This is a genomic window from Streptomyces sp. NPDC006643, assembly GCF_042870175.1.
GTDB lineage: Bacteria > Actinomycetota > Actinomycetes > Streptomycetales > Streptomycetaceae > Streptomyces.
Genome location: NZ_JBIAHA010000037.1, coordinates 54,049 through 73,065, shown reverse-complemented (window position 1 = coordinate 73,065; position 19,017 = coordinate 54,049). Strand labels below are relative to the sequence as shown.

Below are 19,017 nucleotides of genomic sequence, written 5' to 3'. Positions count from 1 at the left end.
CGCCCGTCGTGCGGCAACTCGACGGCGTACCCATCGAGTTCCTGCTCTCCGGCAGAGCACGGCTGGTAACACCTCCGGAGAACCCACGCAGCCGGACCCCGCGTCGGACCAGCCGTCACCGGGGTCCCACAGCGTCCGTCCCCAGTGCCTCGGCAATCGCCTCGCCCGTCTCACGAGCCGTGAGGTACGGGCGTACGTCGTGGGCGCGGGCGCCGTTGTGGACTCGTACATCGCGTAGACGATCTCCGAACAACGGCGCCAACTCCTTTGTCAGCGCCACGACATCACCCGTGTCCGCGATGTTGGTCCAGCGTTCGACCGGGGTCGGCCAGCGCGCGAGGCCGTCGGAGGGTCGGGGCAGCAGGCGTTCGAAGACGAGGTTGCGGATGGCCAAGGGGGAGCCCAGCGTCACCAGTGTCAGGCGCGGGGGGTCGGCCAGGGCGTGCAGCGCCTCGTAGGCCGCGACCGTCCCGAGCGAGTGGGCCACGATCACCTTGGTCCCGGGGGTGACGCGCGCGGCGATCCTGGCCTGGATCGCGGTGCGGACAGCGGGCTCGGTGAAGTAGCGGCGTACCTGCCGGGCGCTGGAGATCATCATGCGTTCGCTGAGGCCGGCGAAGAAGGACGAGTGGCTGAGCGCGTTCAGGGCTCGCTGTACGAGGAGGGGCGTACGCAGTCGGGCCTGGGCGTCCGGGCCCGCGACGCGTGTGTCCAGAGCGGCGGCGGACTGCCACCACTGGAGCAGCAGTTCGCGCTCGATGCCGTCCTGAACGTCGGACGCGTCCAACTCCGGTGTACCGAGCCCCCGATGACCGGCGGGGCGGAACAGGTCACCGTAGAAGGCCATGGAGACGTCGTCGCGGGCCACCGGGGGGCCGGCCGCCAGAGCGAGACCGTCGCTCAGCGCCGGATACCAGTCCGCGAGCAGTGTCTCGGGGCCCTTCATCTCCTGGGCGATGCCGTGGACGAGGACCACACGGGTCACCGGGCGCCTCTTTCCTTCGCGGGTCGGGACGGATTGAGCCGGAGCGCGACCACTCCCATGTCGGCGGCCACGCAGACCCGGCCGTCACCGTCGAGCGCGATGCCGTTGATCCCACTGCCGATGTCGAGTTCGGCCGTCCATACGGAGGAGTCCATCTCCCGTACGCGCATGAGTCCGTAGCGGTCGGCCGCGACGGTGACGGGTGTGCCGTGGACGTCCGCGGCGCGGATCGCCCGGACCGCCGAGGGAAAGGGCGCGAGTTCCACTCCGGTGTCCTGTCCGTCGGCCAGGTCCCAGAAGCGCAGACGGCCGTCGCCCGCTCCGGAGATGACGACGTCCCGGCCGTCCAGGCGCGCGATCTCCAGGCCGTACACACCCATCTCATGGCCGCCGAGAGGATCGGCGTACTGGCTGCCCGTGGTGATGTCCCACAGCCGTACCGTCCCGTCACGGGAGGCGCTCGCCACGATCGGGACACCGTCGATCAGCGCCGTGCGCAGCGTCGTCACGTCGGCCGTGTGGCCGCTCATCGGGGGACATACAGGGGCCTGTGTATGCAGATCCCAGGCGTGGAGCGCGTAGTCACCCGCGACCGACACCACAACGGCCCTGCCGTCAACGGACTGTAGGCAGGCGCGGCTGGAAGTCCCCGACCGTCTGCCGATACGCCTTCGGGAGCCGAGGCTCCAGACCTCGGCGTCCATCCAGTTGCTGCGCACCAGCAGGCTGTCACCGTCCAGTTGAACGGCCGCCGAGTCGGTCATCCACTGTGCCACCGAGGTGAGGTGTGCCGCCACCTGGTGTCCGTCCTCGAGATCATGTGTGCGGGCAACACCGTTGTCGGCTCCCGTGACGACGATCGCGCGGCCGTCCGACGGCTGAAGGATGTCGACCGACAACAGGTTCCGGTCCTCGCCACACAGCGGCTCTCCGTGGGGACGTGTGGCGACCGCGTCCCAGACCCGCACATCCCGTGAGGTCACGACCACCATCACCGGTGCGCCGTCGACCTGGGCGAACAGCGGCGCCGCGCGCAGCGTCCGCCGGCCCGCGGTGAAGCCTTCCAACGGCTCCCCCACCGGTGTGGCTGTCTCCAGATCCCAGATCCGGACGGTGTTGTCGTAGCCCATGGTCGCGACGACCGCGTTCCTGCCGATCCGGCCGAGGGCTCCCGCCAACACGAATTCCGTGTGCCCGAGAAACGGACCGCCGACGGCCGATCGGCTCACGACATCGTGCAGATGAACGCTGTTGCCCTCGAACTTGGAGAGCACCACCGGCCGTGTCCCGTGGAACCCCACGCCGACCGCCAACGCCGCGGGGGTGAGATCCTCCACGTTGAAGTGCGCGTGAGGTTCGGTCGGCCAGTCCGCCCCACGACCGGTCAGGTGCCACACGTACGCGTGGTCCGACGTCGTCGCGAGAACGATCTCCAGTCCGCGGCCGACACGCCTAACAGCGAGGTGGGAGACGCCGCCGATGTGCCCCACCAGTGGGTGACCGACCACCTCTCCGGAGACCGCGTCCCAGAGCCGGACCGTACCGTCCTCGGCACCGCTGACGACGACCACCGCACCGCCCAGCTCGCCGAACACCACACAGCGCACCGCGTTGGTGTGCCCCGTCAGCGGCGGGGCCAGGGCGGCGCCCCGGAACGGGTCCCAGAGTCGGACAGTGGTGTCGGACCCGCCCGTCGCGACCACCGCCCGTCCTCCCGAGAGGCCAAGAGCCACGGCGGAGACCTCACCGGAATGTCCCTCCATGGGACTGCCGGCCGGTGTCCGCGTCCTCAAGTCCCAGAGCCGTGCGGTGGAGTCCTCTCCTCCGGTGACGATCAGCGGGCGCCCCTGGAACTCGGCGAACGCCGTGGCACACACCGGGCGGGTGTGGCCCTCGTCGGGCTGATCAGCTGTCAGATCCCAGATACGCGCGGTGCGGTCGTCGCTGACGGTGACCGCCAGGGAGGCGTCTCCGCGGTCGGTGAGCGCCGCCGCGGTGATGCGCTCGACGTGACCGCGCAGCGGATGTCCGAGTGGCTGAAGGGTACGCGGATCCCATAGGCGTGCCTCGTACCGTCCACTGCTCAGCGCCACCGGACGACCGTCGGATTCCCCGATCACGGCCGAAGTGACCCCGCTGGTGTTCCAGTAGACATGAGCCGCGACCGGTTCGCCGATCTGACGGCGGTCGGCCAGATCCCACCGGCTGAGCATTCCGGCCCGGTCTCCGACGAGTGCCACGGCCCTGCCGTCCAGCTGTGCCACGCACACGGAGGTGACCGCTTGTGCCGGGCCGATGAGCGGGGTCCCGTCGACACGCGCGTCACCACCGTTGAAGACCTCGCTCAGGTCCCAGACGTAGACGGCTTTGTCCTCACCGCCGGTGACCGCGACGGGACGGCCGTCGAGCTCGCCCAGATCGGCGTCCCAGACCGTTCTTCTGTGCGCGCTCAGTTCACCGCCGAGCTGTTCCCTGCCGACGAGATCCCAGATGCGCGCCGTGCCGTCGGCGCTCGCCGTCAGCACCACCGGGCGCCCTTGGACGTCTCCTACGGTGATGCTCTCGACCCGGTTGGTATGCCCCGTCAACGGTCGTCCGTACTCCTGACCCGCCGACAGGTCCCAGATCCGTACGGTGCCGTCCTCCGCACCGGTGAGGGCGACGGTGTAGTCGCCCAGGTCGCCGATGGTCACGGCGCTCACGGCGATGCCCACGGACAGCGGTTCGCCGATCCGCCGCTGGGACGTGAGGTCCCACACGAGGGCCGTTCCGTCGGCGCTTCCCGTCACCGCGATGGGCCGCCCGTCGAGGCTCCCGACCGCGACGCAGCCGACCGACTTGCCGTGACCGCCGAGCAGCCTGTGCACCCCGCTGGTCGACCACCAGGCCCAGCGCGCCGACCAAGGCAACGCGACACCCAGTTCGCCGATACGGTCGGCCAGTTGGTCGGCCCCGCAGCGGCGGGCCGACAGCTGTAGATCGGCGGCCCGCTCCCCCATGGCGCGGTCGCTCGTCAGGCGGTGCGCCACCTGCTCGTACGAGCCGCGGATCCGCCTGGGGCCCTCGCCCTCGATCGACGCGAACGCGCCGAGCAGGGAGAGGCGTTCGCCGGCGAGCAGAAAGCCAGGATCCTCGACGAGCCCGGCGAGCACTCCCGCCGCCGCCGCGTGCGTGGCCATGTGCTGACGTACGTACGGAACGGCCAGGAACCAGTCGAGGCGTCCGTCCGACGCTGTCGGGACGAGGGACTTGAGGGCTTCGACGACCGACCGCTGGATGTCTTCCGGCGGGCGGTCGGCGGTCGCGCGCAAATGCTCGGCCAGCGCCTTGTGGTAGAGCCGGTAGGCGGAACGCCGGTCGTCGTCGATGACTTCGGCGATGTACGCCTCGGCGACGTCCAAGACCCAGGAGACGTCCTCCTCCGTACAGGGAATCCCCGAGATCACCGAACTCAGCGCCGTCCAGACCAGCCCCCGGGGCAGTCCCTTTCCCTCGGAGAAGGCGAGGGCGAGCAGCATGCGCCGCACCCGGGGCTCGTCGGGACCGAAGCGGGCCAGGTAGTCGTCGAACGCCTCGCCGATCTCGCTGGGCAGCGTCTCCGCCCAGCCGGGCCGGCCGACGTCCACCGCGGTCAGGTCCGACCGCAGGGTGCGCGCGGTGGTCCTCGCGTAGAGATAGACCCCCGCGGCCTTCTCGGCGACGCCTCTCGCGACGAGCCTGGCGAGCTCGCGGCGGCCCCGGTAGGGAGTGCGTACGTCGGCCTCCTCCGTGGCGAGCAGCACCCGTGTGACGTAACCGGCGACATCGTCCACACCGGCGCGGTACTCGGGCCGGTCCAGATCCATGCAGAGGAAGGTGGGCCCGAGGGGCGCGACCAACTCGTGGCGGGTCCCCACCAGGAGCCGTACGCCCTGGATCTCCGACATCGGGCGCAGCAGTTCCCGGGTGATCCTGCGCGGCTCGCCGTGGCCGCCCGCGTCCGCGGCGGTGTCCGACCCCGCCTCGTCCACCGCGTCCACGACGATGATCAGCGGCGGCCCCTGACGACCGCGTCGGGTGAGTTCCTGGAGCAGCGCGGCGGCGCCGTCCGCCTGTACGTCGAGGGCGGTGGCGAGGCGTTCCACGACCTCCTCCAACCGCTTGTGGCGGGCGTGCACGGCCGCCGTCACGCATCCCGGAGGGACCACGGTCTCGGGCACGACACCGGCGAGGTCGAGCCGTGAACGGTACGGGCCGTCCGACAGCGCGACGATCCGCCCGAGGACCGCGGACTTCCCGCACCCCGGACTGCCGGTGACGACGCGCCCCCGGCCGTCCCCGACCTCGGCGGTCAGCCAGGCCACGAGTTCGGACAGGACGCGCACCCGGCCGCTGAAGTACAGGCCCTGCTCCGACTCGAACTCCACACCGCGCGAGCGTGGTCCGAAGTGTTCGGTGAGGTCCCGCGCGACCACCCGGCGCTGCACTTCGAGGTCGGTGCCGAGGGGCGGCAGTTCCTCCTCGTATCCGGCGTTCGGCAGGAAGGGGGCCAGCCCGGTGACGAGTCCGCTCGCCAACTCGGCGCGCTGGCCCCGTCCTTCGCCCTCGAAGCGCTCGTTGATCGCCTTCACCAGTTCGGTGAGGTCGAGGTACTGCTGTCGCTGACCGGTCCGTCCCGTCGTCGTCCCCACCGCCTCGCCGAGGGCGGCGACGAACGCGCCGTCCTCGGCGATGTCCTTGCGGCGGGCGGAGGCGAGGAACCAGAGCCCGGTGGAGTCGGCGTGCGCGTTGCGGTACGCGATCGTCCGCAGCGCGACCGCGGACGCCTCCGCCCCGCCCGCGCCGGCCGCGCACGTGTCGAGGATCAGCAGCAGGTGCCGGAGGTTGCCCCGGCAGAGGATGCGCACGAGGTCCTCGGTGGCCAGGGCCGTGGTCGCGAGGTCCTCGTCACGTGAATCCCAGCAGAGCAGGTGATGACGGTCGCGTTCCGCCACGGCGCCGTGCCCGGCGAAGTACACGACCACCACGTCGTCGCTGGTCAGAGCGGTATCTTCCGACCAGTGCGAAAGCTTCTGGCGGATCTGTTCGGCGCCGTCGTACTCGCCGAGACCCGGCAGCACCGACTCGTACCCGAAAGAGCCGAAGAGGGCCGCGATCGCGCGAACGTCCCCGGAGACGGAGGGCAGTTGTTCTTCCTCGGGCAGATGGCGGTATCGACCGCTGCCGAGGGCTATGAGGTACCGCCGACTCACTCAACCGCCTCACTGCTCAGTGTCACCGAACCTGCGAAGACTGTAGCGAGAAGACGGGCGATACGTGTGGGTCAACAACCTTGTGGGGCAAGCCGGTTACGTTCCGGCGTGATCTTGCCCTTGCGGAGCGTCAGGGTGCGGTCCGAGTTTGCCGCGAGGGTTTGGCTGTGGGTCACCACGATGACGCATTTGTCTCGGCGACGCCTGGACCGGGCGCCAGCCCCGGTCCAGGCGTCGCAACTCGCCCGTTCAGCCGGTGATCTTGAAGGTGGCCGGTGAATCGTTCTTCTGGGCCACCTGGCCCGGGAGCAGATTCTGAATCTTGTTACCGGTGAATTTGCCTGTCCCGGTGACTCCCGAGCTGATCAGGATTCCCTCCTTGGCCGGGCGGTCGATCGTGTTGTTCGTGAGCGTCGCATTCACACGCGTTCGATCGATGTTGAGCCCCGCAGTGAGAGAACCGCGAATGATGTTGTCGCTCATGGTGACGTTCGTGAAAGCGTTCGGGAAATGCGAGGTGCTGGAAGTGGAACCGATGTGCACCCCATGTCGAACGCCGTTCCAGCCGCCCCCGCCTATCAGGGTGTTACCGCTCACCGTGACCGACTCCAGCGGGTGCCCCGAGTCGCCGAACACGCTGAGATCCATCGCGTTGTTGGACGACACGCTGTTCACCAGATTGTTCTTCACCTCGACATTGCGCCCGCCGGCGACCCGGATGCCGTTGGCCCACCAGGGCGCGATCGCGGTGTTGTTGAGGATCTTCGCACCGCTCATCTGGCCGTTCTTCCCGTCGGCTCCGGCGTCGGAGTACGTCGCGAAGGAATCGTCGCCGGTATTGCGGGCGAAGCTGTTACGGACCGTGATGTTGAGGCCGAGCTTGTCCGGGTTCGGGGTGTTGCCGTTGTTGATGTTGTAACCGTCGCCGTAGCTGTCCGCGGTCCGGCTGTTCTGTAGCAGGCCGTTGGTGCCCGACAGCCAGTTGGAGTCGATGTGCCGCGTCCAGAGCCGGTCGACGAGCCAGCCGCCGGCGCCGCCGGCGTTGATTCCGTAGTCCGAACCGCCGGTGCCACCGATTCCCCGCCAGACGGCGTTCGTGTCGATCTGGAGATCGGTCACCGTGCTTCCCGAGCCGATCGTGATCTGCGAGCGCCACGCATTGGCCGGAAGCGGAACCTTTCGATAGATCGTGGAATGCCACATGCCGGCGCCCTGCACCTTGACCCCGGTGAAGTCCAGCGGCTTCGACACCAGGCTGTTCGTCAGATACTTGCCCGGCGGGATCCACACCGACTTCTTCTCGGCACGGGCGGCGTTCACCGTGTTCTGGATGGCGACCGTCGAGTCCTTCACGAACTTCGGGTCCGCGCCGTTGGTGACGACGGAGATCGAGTTCGCGGGCTGAGCCAGCGCGCCCCCGACATTCTCCAGATCGACGGAGTCGATGTCGTAGACGGCAGCGGTGTTGGCCGCGTCCTTCTGGAGTTTGATCGTGCTGCCGGCCGCGACGGGGGCACCAGTGATCCAGACGGGGAATTCGTTGTAGAAGCGGTAGGGCATCCCGCCGGCGCGGGGGTCGTCCGGGTTGGTGGTCGCGCCGCGGTAGTTCCAGGCCTGGCGTGAATCCAGCGTGACCGCCTGGCGGAACACATTGTTCACATACAGGTTGAGCGTGGCGGTAATGCCACCGCCGCCCGCCGAGTCCGGAATGGAGGCACGGACGACGAGGGTATTGGCGCTCTTTCCGGTGTTGTTGGGCAGCGTCACCGAAGAACCGTTGCTCTTGAGTTCGACCAGCGCGTAACCCGAGGCCTCCGTCTCCAAGGTGGCCTTGGTCGGCACCGCCGCTCCGGGGCTGATGGAGCGGAGAGTGGCGCCGCCGCCGCGCTGCCCGGCCTCGGCTTCGAGCGTGACGAAGGGCGTCGTGGCACCGGCGGCGGCAACCGCATCCGGCCCGACCGCATCCGGCGCGACCGCTTTCGCGGCGACGGCGTCCGTGCGAATCTCGTCGTGGGAAGGAACGGACAGAGCGCAGAGAGCGAGCAGCGCGCTGCCACTCAGAACGGACAAAGCTCTTCGGAACACAAGTCACCCCTCGGCGGAATTATGGCAAGTACCGCCATGGTCCGACGGACCCCCGCGATCACGCAATAGGTGTGACAACTCCCGGAAATCTTCTGTCAATTCAATTAATTTCCACGAGTCCGATTCGGTGAGGTTTCTCCATTCCATTCCGGGCGTCTTGTCGCGCGAGCCGCCCCCACTCGCGACCGCACCACGAATGAGGTCGACGCGTGCGAGTGCGACTTGCGGGTACCCGGAGGAGAGCGCCACTCCAGGCGCCACGAACGCCATGAACGTCACAAGGAGGAGCACACATGATGATCGTCGGAATCGTTGCCGTCTGCGCAGTACTTCTCGTGCTCGCCTTCCTGCTTCCCCGCCTCTCACGCCACCCCGAGCGGGGCACACAGCGCACCCTCGGCGCCGGCGGACAGGTCGCGGGCAAGGCCCCGGGCGCGCTCGGCAGGCTGCTCCGCAAGCCCTTCAGCAGCAGCTCGCGCGCCGTCGGCCGCAGCGGCTCGGCCGGACGCCGCACGCGCGGCCGGATGCCTTTCTGATCCTTCTGCCCTTCTGGCGCTGCTGGCCCTTCTGACCCGTCACTTCGTCTCAAGCGCCTTCAGGCCGATGTTCAACTTCAGGACGTTGACGCGTGGTTCGCCGATGAAGCCGAGGATGCGGCCGTCGGTGTGGTCGTCCACGAGTTTCTGGACGGCTGTGACATCGAGGTTGTTCAGCTTCGCGATGCGGTGGACCTGGATGTCGGCGTACTGGGGGGAGATGGCGGGGTCGAGGCCGGAGCCGGAGGAGGTCACCGCGTCGGGCGGGACATCCGAGGGTTTGACGGTGTAGCCGTCGACGGAGTTGTCCTTGATGACGGCTGCTTTGGCGTCCTTCACCCACTGGATCAGCTCGGCGTTGTCACCGGCTCTGTTGGTGGCTCCGGAGAGGATGAGCTGGTACTGGGTGTTGACGCTGTTGGTGCCGAGCCCGTTGGAGGGGCGGGGCTGGAACCACTTCAGGTCCGGGTCCGGCGTCTCCTGGCCGTCTTTGAGGGGCAGGTCGTAGCGCTGGCCGATGAGTTCGGAGCCGACGACTTTGCCGTTGGCGGTGATCTCGGAGCCGTTCGCCTGATGGTTGAACAGTCCCTGTCCGATGCCCATGACGGTGAGGGGGTAGATGACCCCGCACAGGATGGTGAGGACGAGCAGGGCGCGGAGTGCGGCGGTCAGGAGGCGGGTGGTGGTGCCGAGGGTGGTGTTCATGGTCATCAGCCGATTCCGGGGATGAGGGAGATGAGGAGGTCGATGAGTTTGATGCCGGCGAAGGGGGCGATGAGGCCGCCGATGCCGTAGATGCCGAGGTTGCGGCGGAGCATCCGGTCGGCGCTCATGGGCCGGTAGCGCACCCCGCGCAGGGCCAGGGGGACGAGGGCGATGATGACCAGGGCGTTGAAGATGACGGCGGAGAGGATCGCGGACTCGGGTGAGGACAGGCTCATGATGTTGAGGGTGTCCAGGCCCGGATAGACGACGGCGAACATCGCGGGGATGATCGCGAAGTACTTCGCGACGTCGTTGGCGATGGAGAACGTCGTCAACGCGCCCCGGGTGATGAGGAGTTGTTTCCCGATCTCGACGATCTCGATGAGTTTCGTGGGGTTGGAGTCCAGGTCGACCATGTTCCCGGCCTCTTTGGCGGCGGAGGTGCCGGTGTTCATCGCGACCCCGACGTCGGCCTGGGCGAGTGCGGGGGCGTCGTTGGTGCCGTCGCCGGTCATCGCGACGAGTTTCCCGCCGGCCTGCTCACGGCGGATGAGGGCCATCTTGTCCTCGGGGGTGGCCTCGGCGAGGAAGTCGTCCACCCCGGCCTCCTGGGCGATGGCCCGCGCCGTCAGCGGATTGTCACCCGTGATCATCACCGTCTTGATCCCCATCCGGCGCAGCTCCTCGAACCGCTCCCGCATGCCCTCCTTCACCACGTCCTTGAGATGGATGACGCCGAGGACGCGGGCGCCGTGCCCGTCCTCCACCGCCACCAGCAGCGGTGTCCCGCCGTCCTCGGAGATACGGTCCGTCAAGATGTGCGCGTCCGGAGCCACCTGACCACCACGTTCGGTGACCCAGGCGACGACCGAACCCGCCGCGCCCTTGCGGATCTTGCGCCCGGCCCCTGCCTCTCCGCCCGGCTCCTCCTCTGTGATGTCGACGCCGGACATGCGGGTCTGTGCGGTGAACGGCACCCACTCCGCCTGGCCCAGCTCCCCCTCGTGACGTTCCCGCAGCCCGTACTTCTCCTTCGCGAGTACGACGATGGAACGGCCTTCGGGTGTCTCGTCGGCGAGGGAGGAGAGCTGGGCGGCGTCGGCGAGTTGGGTCTCGGTGACTCCGGTGACAGGTACGAACTCTGCTGCTTGGCGGTTGCCGAGGGTGATGGTGCCGGTCTTGTCCAGGAGGAGTGTCGAGACGTCGCCCGCGGCTTCCACCGCGCGGCCGGACATGGCCAGGACGTTGCGCTGGACGAGGCGGTCCATGCCGGCGATTCCGATCGCGGACAGCAGTGCCCCGATCGTGGTCGGGATCAGACAGACCAGCAGCGCAGTGAGCACGATCATGGACTGCTGGGCGCCGGCGTAGATCGCGAACGGCTGGAGGGTGACGACGGCCAGCAGGAACACGATCGTCAGCGACGCGAGAAGAATGTTCAGCGCGATCTCGTTGGGTGTCTTCTGCCGGGCCGCGCCCTCGACGAGTGCGATCATCCGGTCGATGAACGTCTCACCGGGCTTCGTCGTGATCTTGATGACGATACGGTCGGACAGGACCTTCGTCCCGCCGGTGACCGCGCTGCGGTCCCCGCCCGACTCCCGGATCACCGGCGCCGATTCACCCGTGATCGCCGACTCGTCCACCGACGCGACGCCCTCCACCACATCCCCGTCACCCGGGATCACATCCCCCGCCTCACAGACCACGAGGTCGCCGATCCGCAGATCGGTCCCGGGAACACGCTCCTCCTGCACGGGCTTCACGGGCTTTCCAGGGTTTACGGGCTCCGCGTTCCGCCCGGTCAGGCGTCGTGCGACCGAGTCGGTCTTCGCCTTGCGCAGGGTGTCGGCCTGGGCTTTGCCGCGGCCTTCGGCGACCGCCTCGGCGAGGTTCGCGAAGATCGTCGTCAGCCACAGCCAGGCGGTGATCGCCCAGCCGAACCACTCACCCGGCTCCGTGAGCGCCAGCACCGTCGTCAGCACCGAGCCGGTCTCGACCACGAACATCACCGGTGACTTGACCATCACCCGCGGATCGAGCTTCCTCAGCGCATCCGGAAACGACCTCACAAGCTGCTTCGGGTCGAACAGACCGCCCCCGACCCGCCCGTCGTCGCCGGGCCGGTGGGAGGTCGGCACGTCGGCGTGGGGTGCCCGGGAGGGGCCCGAGCCGGGGTCGGGTGTGGGGGTCGAGGTGGCGGTGGTCATGAGGCGAGTCCTTCGGCGAGCGGTCCCAGCGCGAGTGCGGGGAAGTAGGTCAGACCGGCGACGATCATGATCGTGCCGACGAGGAGACCGCTGAAGAGCGGTTTGTCGGTGCGCAGGGTGCCCGCGGTCTCCGGGACCGGTTTCTGCTCGGCCAGGGACCCGGCCAGCGCCAGCACGAACACCATCGGCAGGAACCGCCCCAGGAGCATCGCGATCCCGATCGTGGTGTTGAACCACTGCGTGTCCGCGTTCAGCCCGGCGAACGCCGAACCGTTGTTGTTCGCCCCCGACGTATACGCGTACAGAATCTCCGAGAAGCCGTGCGCACCGCTGTTCGTCATCGAATGCGCGGGCGTGTCCAGGGCCATCGCGACCGCGGTGAAACACAGCACCAGAGCCGGGGTGATGAGGATGTAACACGCGGCGAACTTGATCTGCCTCGTGCCGATCTTCTTCCCCAGATACTCCGGTGTCCGCCCCACCATCAGCCCGGCGAGGAACACCGCGATCACCGCCATGATCAGGATTCCGTAGAGCCCCGATCCCACACCGCCCGGCGCGATCTCGCCCAGCTGCATTCCCAGCATCGCGATCCCGCCGCCGAAACCGGTGTACGACGACAGGAACGAATTCACCGCCCCCGTCGAGGTGAGTGTCGTCGCGACCGAGAAAATGGAGGAGGCGCCGATACCGAACCGGGTCTCCTTGCCCTCCAGCGCACCCCCGGCGATGTCGAACGCCGGACCGCCGTGGTGGAACTCGGTCCACATCATCAGCCCGGTGAACACCACCCAGATCGTCACCATCGCCGCGAGGATCGCGTATCCCTGCTTCACACTCCCCACCATCCGGCCGAACGTCCGCGTCAGCGACAGCGGAATCAGCAGGATCAGGAAAACCTGGAGAAGGTTCGACAGCCCGTTCGGATTCTCAAACGGGTGGGCGGAGTTGGCGTTGAAGTACCCGCCGCCGTTCGTCCCCAGCTCCTTGATCGCCTCCTGCGACGCGACCGCACCGCCGTTCCACTCCTGCACCCCGCCCGGGAACTGGCCCACCGGATGGATCCCGGCGAAGTTCTGAATCGCCCCGCACGCCACCAGGAGCACCGCTCCGACCAGCGCGACCGGGAGCAGGATCCGTACCGTGCCGCGTACCAGGTCCGCCCAGAAGTTTCCCAGCTCACCCGTACGGGAGCGGGCGAAGCCCCGCACCAGCGCGACCGCGACCGCCATGCCCACCGCCGCCGACAGGAAGTTCTGCACCGCCAGCCCGCCGGTCTGCACCACATGGCCCATGGCCTGCTCGCCGTAGTACGACTGCCAGTTGGTGTTCGACACGAACGACGCGGCGGTGTTGAACGCCTGGTCCGGATCGATCGACGCGAAACCCAGAGAACCAGGCAGTGACCCTTGCACCCTTTGCATCAGATACAGGAACAGGACACTCACCAGCGAGAAGCCGAGAACACCGCGCAGATACGCGGGCCACCGCATCTCCGTGGCGGGATTGGCCCCCACAGCCCGGTAGATCCATTTCTCGACCCGCAAATGCTTCGGGGAGGAATAGACACCGGCCATGTAATCACCGAGCGGACGGTATGCCAGCGCCAGCGCCACCATCAGCGCGAGCAGCTGGAGCACACCGGCAAGAACCGGGCTCATCAGGACTCAGAACCTCTCCGGGAACACAAGGGCGAGGACCAGATATCCCAGCAGAGCGACGGCGACGACGAGACCGACGATGTTTTCCACGGTCATAGCTTCGCCACCCCCCTGGCAACGAGAGCCACCAACGCGAACAACGCGATCGTGGTGACGACGAAGGCCACGTCGGCCATCGTGAACTCCTGAAAGAGATCGGAATTTCTTGGACCTCTAGAGGAAAGCCTCTTTTTTCGGGGACACGAGTGACGTTGACGGGTCCCATACGGTGCGAGGCGCGCGTTTGACGGATCTCATACACGGATGGCCCATACATGACTTGTGCCCGGCAGGATTCCTGCCGGGCAAGACCTGTGCCCGGCAGGAATCCTGCCGGGCACAAGGCGCGTACGGGGGGGCGGTCGCTCCCCGGTGTCAGCCGGTACGTGCCGCCGACCCGGCCGGTACGGCCTCCGGAGAGGCGGAGCCGGCCGGCCGCAGTACGCGCTCCGCCAGTGCGCCGAAGATCAGCCCGAAGGCTGTCCACAGCAGCGCCTGGACCCCCAGCGACGCCAGCCGGAACTCCCAGAGCAGCGCGGCCGGAAAGGTCTCCTTCACCGCGTCGGTGTTGGCGGGCAGCAGCAGACAGGCCACGGCCATGACCGCCACGTATCCGAGGCCGGCGGCGACGGTCGCGTTCCAGTTGCCGAGCGTCGGCGCGAGCCGCCGCCCGGCGATGACGGCGATGACCGCGACCAGCACGCTGAACACGATCATCAGGAAGAACAGCGTGGTGCGTTTGCCGATGGTGTCTGGATTACCCACGGCGGGCGGCGTCGCGGGGTATTTCAGGAACGGCACCAGATAGACGGTGGTGAAGGCGGCGCCCGCGACCAGCGCGGCCGTCGCCCGGGGCCGCAGCCGGCCGACCCTGCCCAGGCAGACGGCGAAGGCCAGCGACGCGATGCCGCCGAGCGCCACCCCGTACACGAGGACTCCGGTGGCGAGGCCGAAGGTCGACTGGACCGGCCGCGTGACCAGTTCCTCCTCTTCCCCTTCATCGGCGGGCGCCGCGGCGGCGTCGCCGTGCTCATGGGCCGGGGCCGACGCGGCCTCCTCCAGCGCGATGGAGGAGTCGATGGACGGCTCCCCCACCACGTACGCGAAGGCGAAGGCGAGCAGTCCGGCGACGACGCCCGCGATCATGCCGCGGACCAACAGGGTTCTGACAGTGGACGATTGCATGGTGATGTTCTCCGAGGGTGGCCCGCTCTCGTCGGATCAGTGGCAGGGGAAGCCGAGCAGATGACGGCCGTCGTGCACCCACTCGTGCACACCCGCCCCGGAGAACACCGACGTCGCGCCCTGTTCGGCACCGACGAAGTACAGCAGCACCAGCATCAGCGTGCCCACGAAGACCGCCCAGGGCAGAACTGCCCGCAGGGGCAAGGGAGTCAGGGGGGATATCGCTGATCCGGTGGATGAAGAAACGGCCGGGGGCACGATGGACTCAGCCACGGCACAACCTCCTTGGGAACTCGCGTCCCGTTCAGTGGAGCTCGCACGACGACGATCGGGTCTGACTCACCGGACCGCCTCGCCGCGCGTACGCGGTGGCTGCTCGGCATACAGTGGCGCGACCGTGCCGGAATTCCACCGGACTTCCGTCCCGCCGTCGTGATATCGACGTGAACGTACCGCGATCGGGCAGGTGGGCCAAGAGGGCGGCCAACCCCGCCGCCCCGGCGTCCACCGGGCCGGTGGGGCGGCGTCCCGTGAACGCACGACCCTGGAGAGCCGCATGACTACCCGCGTGACGTTGATCTCACCGGCGCTCAGCACGGCGCTGCGCGAGGCCCGCTTCGCCGACGGTCCGCTGGACGCGACCGGGCTGCGCCAGGCCGAGGCCGCACGGGGCGCGTTCGCCGTCGCCGAGCAACGGGCCACCGCCGACCGGGTGTTCGCGTCCCCGTCGGTGCGCTGCCAGCAGACGGCCGAAACTCTCGGGCTGGTCGCGGAGCCCCTGCCCGAGCTGCGTACGTGTGCGATGGGCCGCTGGCGCGGGAAGCGCCTGGACGAGGTCAGCGCCGTCGACCCGCAGGCGGTCGCCGCCTGGCTGGCGGATCCGACGGCGGCGCCGCACGGCGGCGAGTCGCTGAAGGCGCTGCACATCAGGCTCGGCCACTGGCTCGACGCGCTGGGCGCCGACGCGCGCCCGGACTCGGCGCGCATCCTCGCGGTGGCCGAGCCCGATGTCGTACGCGCGCTGACGGTGCACGCGATCGGCGCGCCGGCCCAGGTGTTCTGGCGGATCGACGTACAGCCGCTGACGGTCACGGAGTTGAGCGGGCGCAACGGCCGCTGGAATCTGCGCAGCGGCCGTCCGCTGGGGGGCGGCTCCCGCCCGGCCGTGCCGGACGGACTCTAGGCCGGAGCGGGCCCCACCAGTTCGCCCAGTACGTCCTCCATCGTCACGAAGCCCAGCACCGTGCCCGCCTCGCCCGTCACCGCCGCCAGGTGGCTGTCAGCCGCCCGCAGCGCGGTGAGCGTGTCGTCGAGCGGGGTGTCGATCCGGACCCGTGTCACCGCGTGCAGCGTGGCGCGCGGGAACGGCTTGGTCCGGTCGGCGACGCCGAGGGTGTCCTTGATGTGCAGGTAGCCCAGGACGGCGCCGGCGGGCCCGGTGACCGGGATCCGCGAGAAGCCGGCCGACGACGCGATCCGCTCCAGCTGTTCCGGTGTCACCCGGTGGTCGACGGTGACCATCCGGCGCAGCGGTACGAGGAGTTCGCCGACCGGGCGGGTGCCCAGCTCCAGCGCGTCCCGCAGCCGTTCGCCGTCGGCGGGCGAGAGCAGCCCGGCCTGGCTGGAGACGGCGACCATACGGGCGAGTTCGTCGTCGTTGAAGACGGCGGCGACCTCGTCCTTGGGCTCCACCTTGATCAGCCGGAGCAGGACGTTGGCGAACGCGTTGATGCCGAAGATCAGCGGACGCAGCGCGCGGGTCAGGGCGACCAGCGGCGGGCCGAGCACGAGCGCCGTCTTGGTGGGCGCGGCGAGTGCGATGTTCTTCGGGATCATCTCGCCGAACAGCATGTGCAGATACGTGGCCAGGGTCAGCGCGATCACGAACGCGATCGGGTGCACCAGGGCCTCGGGGATCCGTGCCGCCTCGAAGCCGGGCTCCAGGAGGTGCGCGATGGCCGGTTCGGCCACGGCGCCGAGGACCAGCGACGAGACGGTGATGCCGAGCTGGGCGGTGGCCATCATGGCCGACAGGTGTTCCAGCCCGTACAGCACGGTGGGTGCCCGCTTGTCGCCCTTGCGGGCGTGCGGCTCGATCTGGCTGCGGCGGACGGCGATGAGGGCGAATTCGGCGCCGACGAAGAAAGCGTTGGTCAGCAGCGTCAGTGCGCCGATGGCGAGTTGCAGGGCGGTCATCGGGCTTCTCCGGCGTACTCGCGTGAGGGGTCGTCGGTGGCGGCGTCGGTCGCGGTGGCGGCGTCGGTGGCATCCGTCGCGGTGGCCGCGTCGGCCGCGGTGGCCGCATCGGCGTCGGTGTCCGTCACCGGTACGGGTACGGGCACGCGCGCCGCGTACGGCTCCACGACGGCCCGCGCCGGCTCGGTGATGTGTACGCGCTCCGCGACGTGGTGCTCGATGTCCAGGACATCCAGGCGCCACCCGTCCAGCTCGACGGTGTCGCCCTCGACGGGAATGCGCGCGAGGCGGGCCGCGACGAGTCCGGCGACGGTCTCGTACGGCCCCTCCGGGGCGACCAGACCAATCCGCGCCAGCTCGTCGATCCGTACGCTGCCGTCGGCCTCCCAGGTCGCGCGCCCGTCCGCGCTGGGCGGCGCGGGCAGCAGGTCGGGGGTCTCGACGGGGTCGTGCTCGTCGCGTACCTCGCCGACGACCTCCTCGACGATGTCCTCCATGGTGGCCACACCGGCCGTGCCGCCGTACTCGTCGATGACCACGGCCATGGTGCGCGCGGCGCGCAGCCGGTCCAGCAGCCGGTCGGCGGTCAGGGTGTCGGGCACCAGCAGCGGCTCGCTGGCCAGCTCGGTGACGGACACGCGAGCGCGCCGCTCCGGCTCCAGGGCGAGGACGTCACGGATGTGGACCGTGCCGATCACCTCGTCCAGGCTGCCGCGGTAGACGGGGAAGCGGGAGAGGCCGGTGGCGTAGGTGAGATTGGCCGCGTCGGCGGCCGTCGCGCCGGCCTCCAGCGCCTGGACGTCGACGCGGGGCGTCATGACGTTCTCGGCGGTCAGCTCGCCGAGCCGCAGTGTCCGTACGAACAGCTCGGCCGAGTCCTGCTCCAGCGCGCCTTCGGCGGCGGAGTGCCTGGCGAGCGAGATCAGCTCGTCGGGGGTACGGGCGGAGGCCAGCTCGTCGGTGGGCTCCAGGCCCATGCGCCGGACGAAACGGTTCGCCGTGCTGTTGAGATGGCGGATGAGCGGGCCGAAGGCGGCGGTGAAGCCGCGCTGCGGGCCCGCGACGACCTTGGCGACGGCCAGGGGCCGCGAGATCGCCCAGTTCTTGGGGACCAGCTCACCGATCACCATCAGCACCACCGTGGAGATCACGACACCGAGGACGGTGGCCACGACCGAGGCGGCCGAGCCGAGCCCGACGGCCTCCAGCGGTCCGCGCAGCAGCACGGCCATGGACGGTTCGGCGAGCATGCCGATGACGAGGGAGGTGACGGTGATGCCCAGCTGGGCGCCGGACAGCTGGAACGTGAGCCGTCGGACGGCCTTGAGGGCCCCTTCGGCGCCCCGCTCACCGGCCGCCGCGGCGCGCTCCAGGCTGTCGCGCTCGACGGTGGTCAGCGAGAACTCGGCGGCCACGAAGACGGCACAGGCGAGTGTCAGCCCGAGGGCGATCAGCAGGAAGAAGATCTCGGTCACCGTGCCACCCCCGCTCCGCCGGTCAGGTAAAGCGGAGAGGAAATGGCACGGCTGGTACTAGGAGGCTCCATCGTGGAACTGCTGCTTCCTTCTTGGTCGGTCGGGGTGTCCCCGCCGCGAGCGGTCTGAGGGACGAGACACCATGGTAAAGGAATGGCAAACGGAATGGGAGTGCCAGGTGGGGCGACCAGGAGATCACCCTGGGACGCCCCTTCGGGCACGCACTCGGGCACGCCCTCGGACACACACTCGGGCACGCTCTAGTGACGCTCGCGCCACTCCGCGGCGATCTCCTCGACGTCGTACGGCTTCTTGTTCAGCGGTGGTCCGGCCGGGGGCCTGGCGACGGCGGCGCGGATCTTCTCGTTGATGGCCGTGATGATCCGCCGTGCCTGTGCCTCCGACGCGGCGTCGCGGGCGGCGGCGACCGCGTCCTCGACCTCCTTACGGAGCATGAGCGTCGGCGGCAGGTGGGAGATTCCCTCCCGCTCCAGCTTTCCCTTGATCCACCACAGCTCGTCGTACGGGGCGGAGTCGGACGGCAGCGGCTTGCCCGCCCCGGGCAGATCGTCGAAAGCGCCGCGCTCGGCGGCCTCCCGGACCTGCCGGTCGACCCATGTCTCGAAGTTGACGCCGGGTGGCTTGCGCTCGGTCATCCTGCGATCTCCTGTCCGACTGTGACGTGGGGCGGCGGCAGCGGTCTCCTTAC

General features: G+C 69.0%; 14 protein-coding genes and 1 riboswitch. Of the genes, 2 read left to right on the top strand and 12 right to left on the bottom strand.

Annotation, left to right across the window (positions count from 1 at the left end):
• Positions 1–115 precede the first annotated feature (115 nt).
• The 3 genes from ACFYNU_RS36175 to ACFYNU_RS36165 all read right to left on the bottom strand — a co-directional run bounded on the left by ACFYNU_RS36175 (position 116) and on the right by ACFYNU_RS36165 (position 8,301).
• On the bottom strand, positions 116–985 hold the full coding sequence (locus ACFYNU_RS36175; protein WP_356597189.1) for a hypothetical protein: 870 nt from the start codon (positions 983–985) through the stop codon (positions 116–118).
• Positions 982–6,216 (bottom strand): caspase family protein, encoded by a 5,235-nt coding sequence (locus tag ACFYNU_RS36170; protein WP_356597191.1) that lies wholly within the window; start codon positions 6,214–6,216, stop codon positions 982–984. Before ACFYNU_RS36170 ends, ACFYNU_RS36175 begins: the two co-directional genes overlap by 4 nt.
• Positions 6,217–6,465: 249 nt before the next feature.
• Positions 6,466–8,301 carry a hypothetical protein gene (locus tag ACFYNU_RS36165; RefSeq protein ID WP_356597193.1) on the bottom strand — a complete coding sequence of 612 codons (1,836 nt, stop codon included), beginning with the start codon at positions 8,299–8,301 and terminating at the stop codon, positions 6,466–6,468.
• Positions 8,302–8,594: 293 nt separating this feature from the next.
• Here ACFYNU_RS36165 and ACFYNU_RS36160 point away from each other — a divergent pair, with 293 nt between their 5' ends.
• Positions 8,595–8,837, top strand: a complete 243-nt coding sequence (locus ACFYNU_RS36160; protein ID WP_356597195.1) for a DUF6411 family protein — start codon at positions 8,595–8,597, stop codon at positions 8,835–8,837.
• Between the two features lie 39 nt (positions 8,838–8,876).
• On the opposite strand, the gene ACFYNU_RS36155 is transcribed toward ACFYNU_RS36160, so the two are convergent.
• The 6 genes from ACFYNU_RS36155 to ACFYNU_RS36130 form a co-directional block, all read right to left on the bottom strand.
• The gene (locus ACFYNU_RS36155; protein ID WP_388768497.1) at positions 8,877–9,542 is read right to left on the bottom strand and encodes a potassium-transporting ATPase subunit C; all 666 of its coding nucleotides are present in this window, start codon (positions 9,540–9,542) and stop codon (positions 8,877–8,879) included.
• Positions 9,543–9,547: 5 nt separating this feature from the next.
• Positions 9,548–11,752, bottom strand: coding sequence for a potassium-transporting ATPase subunit KdpB (gene kdpB, locus ACFYNU_RS36150; RefSeq protein ID WP_388768495.1), 2,205 nt, complete (start codon positions 11,750–11,752; stop codon positions 9,548–9,550).
• Positions 11,749–13,413, bottom strand: a complete 1,665-nt coding sequence (gene kdpA / locus ACFYNU_RS36145) for a potassium-transporting ATPase subunit KdpA (protein ID WP_388768493.1) — start codon at positions 13,411–13,413, stop codon at positions 11,749–11,751. Before kdpA ends, kdpB begins: the two co-directional genes overlap by 4 nt.
• A 6-nt stretch (positions 13,414–13,419) precedes the next feature.
• Positions 13,420–13,509, bottom strand: a complete 90-nt coding sequence (gene kdpF, locus ACFYNU_RS36140) for a K(+)-transporting ATPase subunit F (protein ID WP_018543380.1) — start codon at positions 13,507–13,509, stop codon at positions 13,420–13,422.
• 318 nt (positions 13,510–13,827) lie between these two features.
• Positions 13,828–14,637 carry a CbtA family protein gene (locus ACFYNU_RS36135; protein ID WP_356596341.1) on the bottom strand — a complete coding sequence of 270 codons (810 nt, stop codon included), beginning with the start codon at positions 14,635–14,637 and terminating at the stop codon, positions 13,828–13,830.
• A 36-nt stretch (positions 14,638–14,673) separates the two neighbouring features.
• Complete coding sequence (locus tag ACFYNU_RS36130) at positions 14,674–14,859, bottom strand: CbtB domain-containing protein (protein ID WP_364470190.1); 186 nt, start codon at positions 14,857–14,859, stop codon at positions 14,674–14,676.
• Positions 14,860–14,969: 110 nt separating this feature from the next.
• A riboswitch (cobalamin riboswitch) is annotated at positions 14,970–15,058 on the bottom strand.
• 135 nt (positions 15,059–15,193) lie between these two features.
• On the opposite strand from ACFYNU_RS36130, the gene ACFYNU_RS36125 reads away from it, so the two are divergent.
• Positions 15,194–15,820 (top strand): histidine phosphatase family protein, encoded by a 627-nt coding sequence (locus ACFYNU_RS36125; protein ID WP_356596337.1) that lies wholly within the window; start codon positions 15,194–15,196, stop codon positions 15,818–15,820.
• Here ACFYNU_RS36125 and ACFYNU_RS36120 read toward each other — a convergent pair.
• The 3 genes from ACFYNU_RS36120 to ACFYNU_RS36110 form a co-directional block, all read right to left on the bottom strand.
• The gene (locus tag ACFYNU_RS36120) at positions 15,817–16,833 is read right to left on the bottom strand and encodes a hemolysin family protein (RefSeq protein WP_356596335.1); all 1,017 of its coding nucleotides are present in this window, start codon (positions 16,831–16,833) and stop codon (positions 15,817–15,819) included. The two genes, ACFYNU_RS36125 and ACFYNU_RS36120, sit on opposite strands and share 4 nt — an antisense overlap.
• Complete coding sequence (locus ACFYNU_RS36115) at positions 16,830–18,308, bottom strand: hemolysin family protein (RefSeq protein WP_356596333.1); 1,479 nt, start codon at positions 18,306–18,308, stop codon at positions 16,830–16,832. The genes ACFYNU_RS36120 and ACFYNU_RS36115 overlap by 4 nt, the downstream gene beginning before the upstream one ends.
• 260 nt (positions 18,309–18,568) lie before the next feature.
• The gene (locus tag ACFYNU_RS36110) at positions 18,569–18,964 is read right to left on the bottom strand and encodes a DUF1992 domain-containing protein (protein WP_356596331.1); all 396 of its coding nucleotides are present in this window, start codon (positions 18,962–18,964) and stop codon (positions 18,569–18,571) included.
• Positions 18,965–19,017 lie beyond the last annotated feature (53 nt).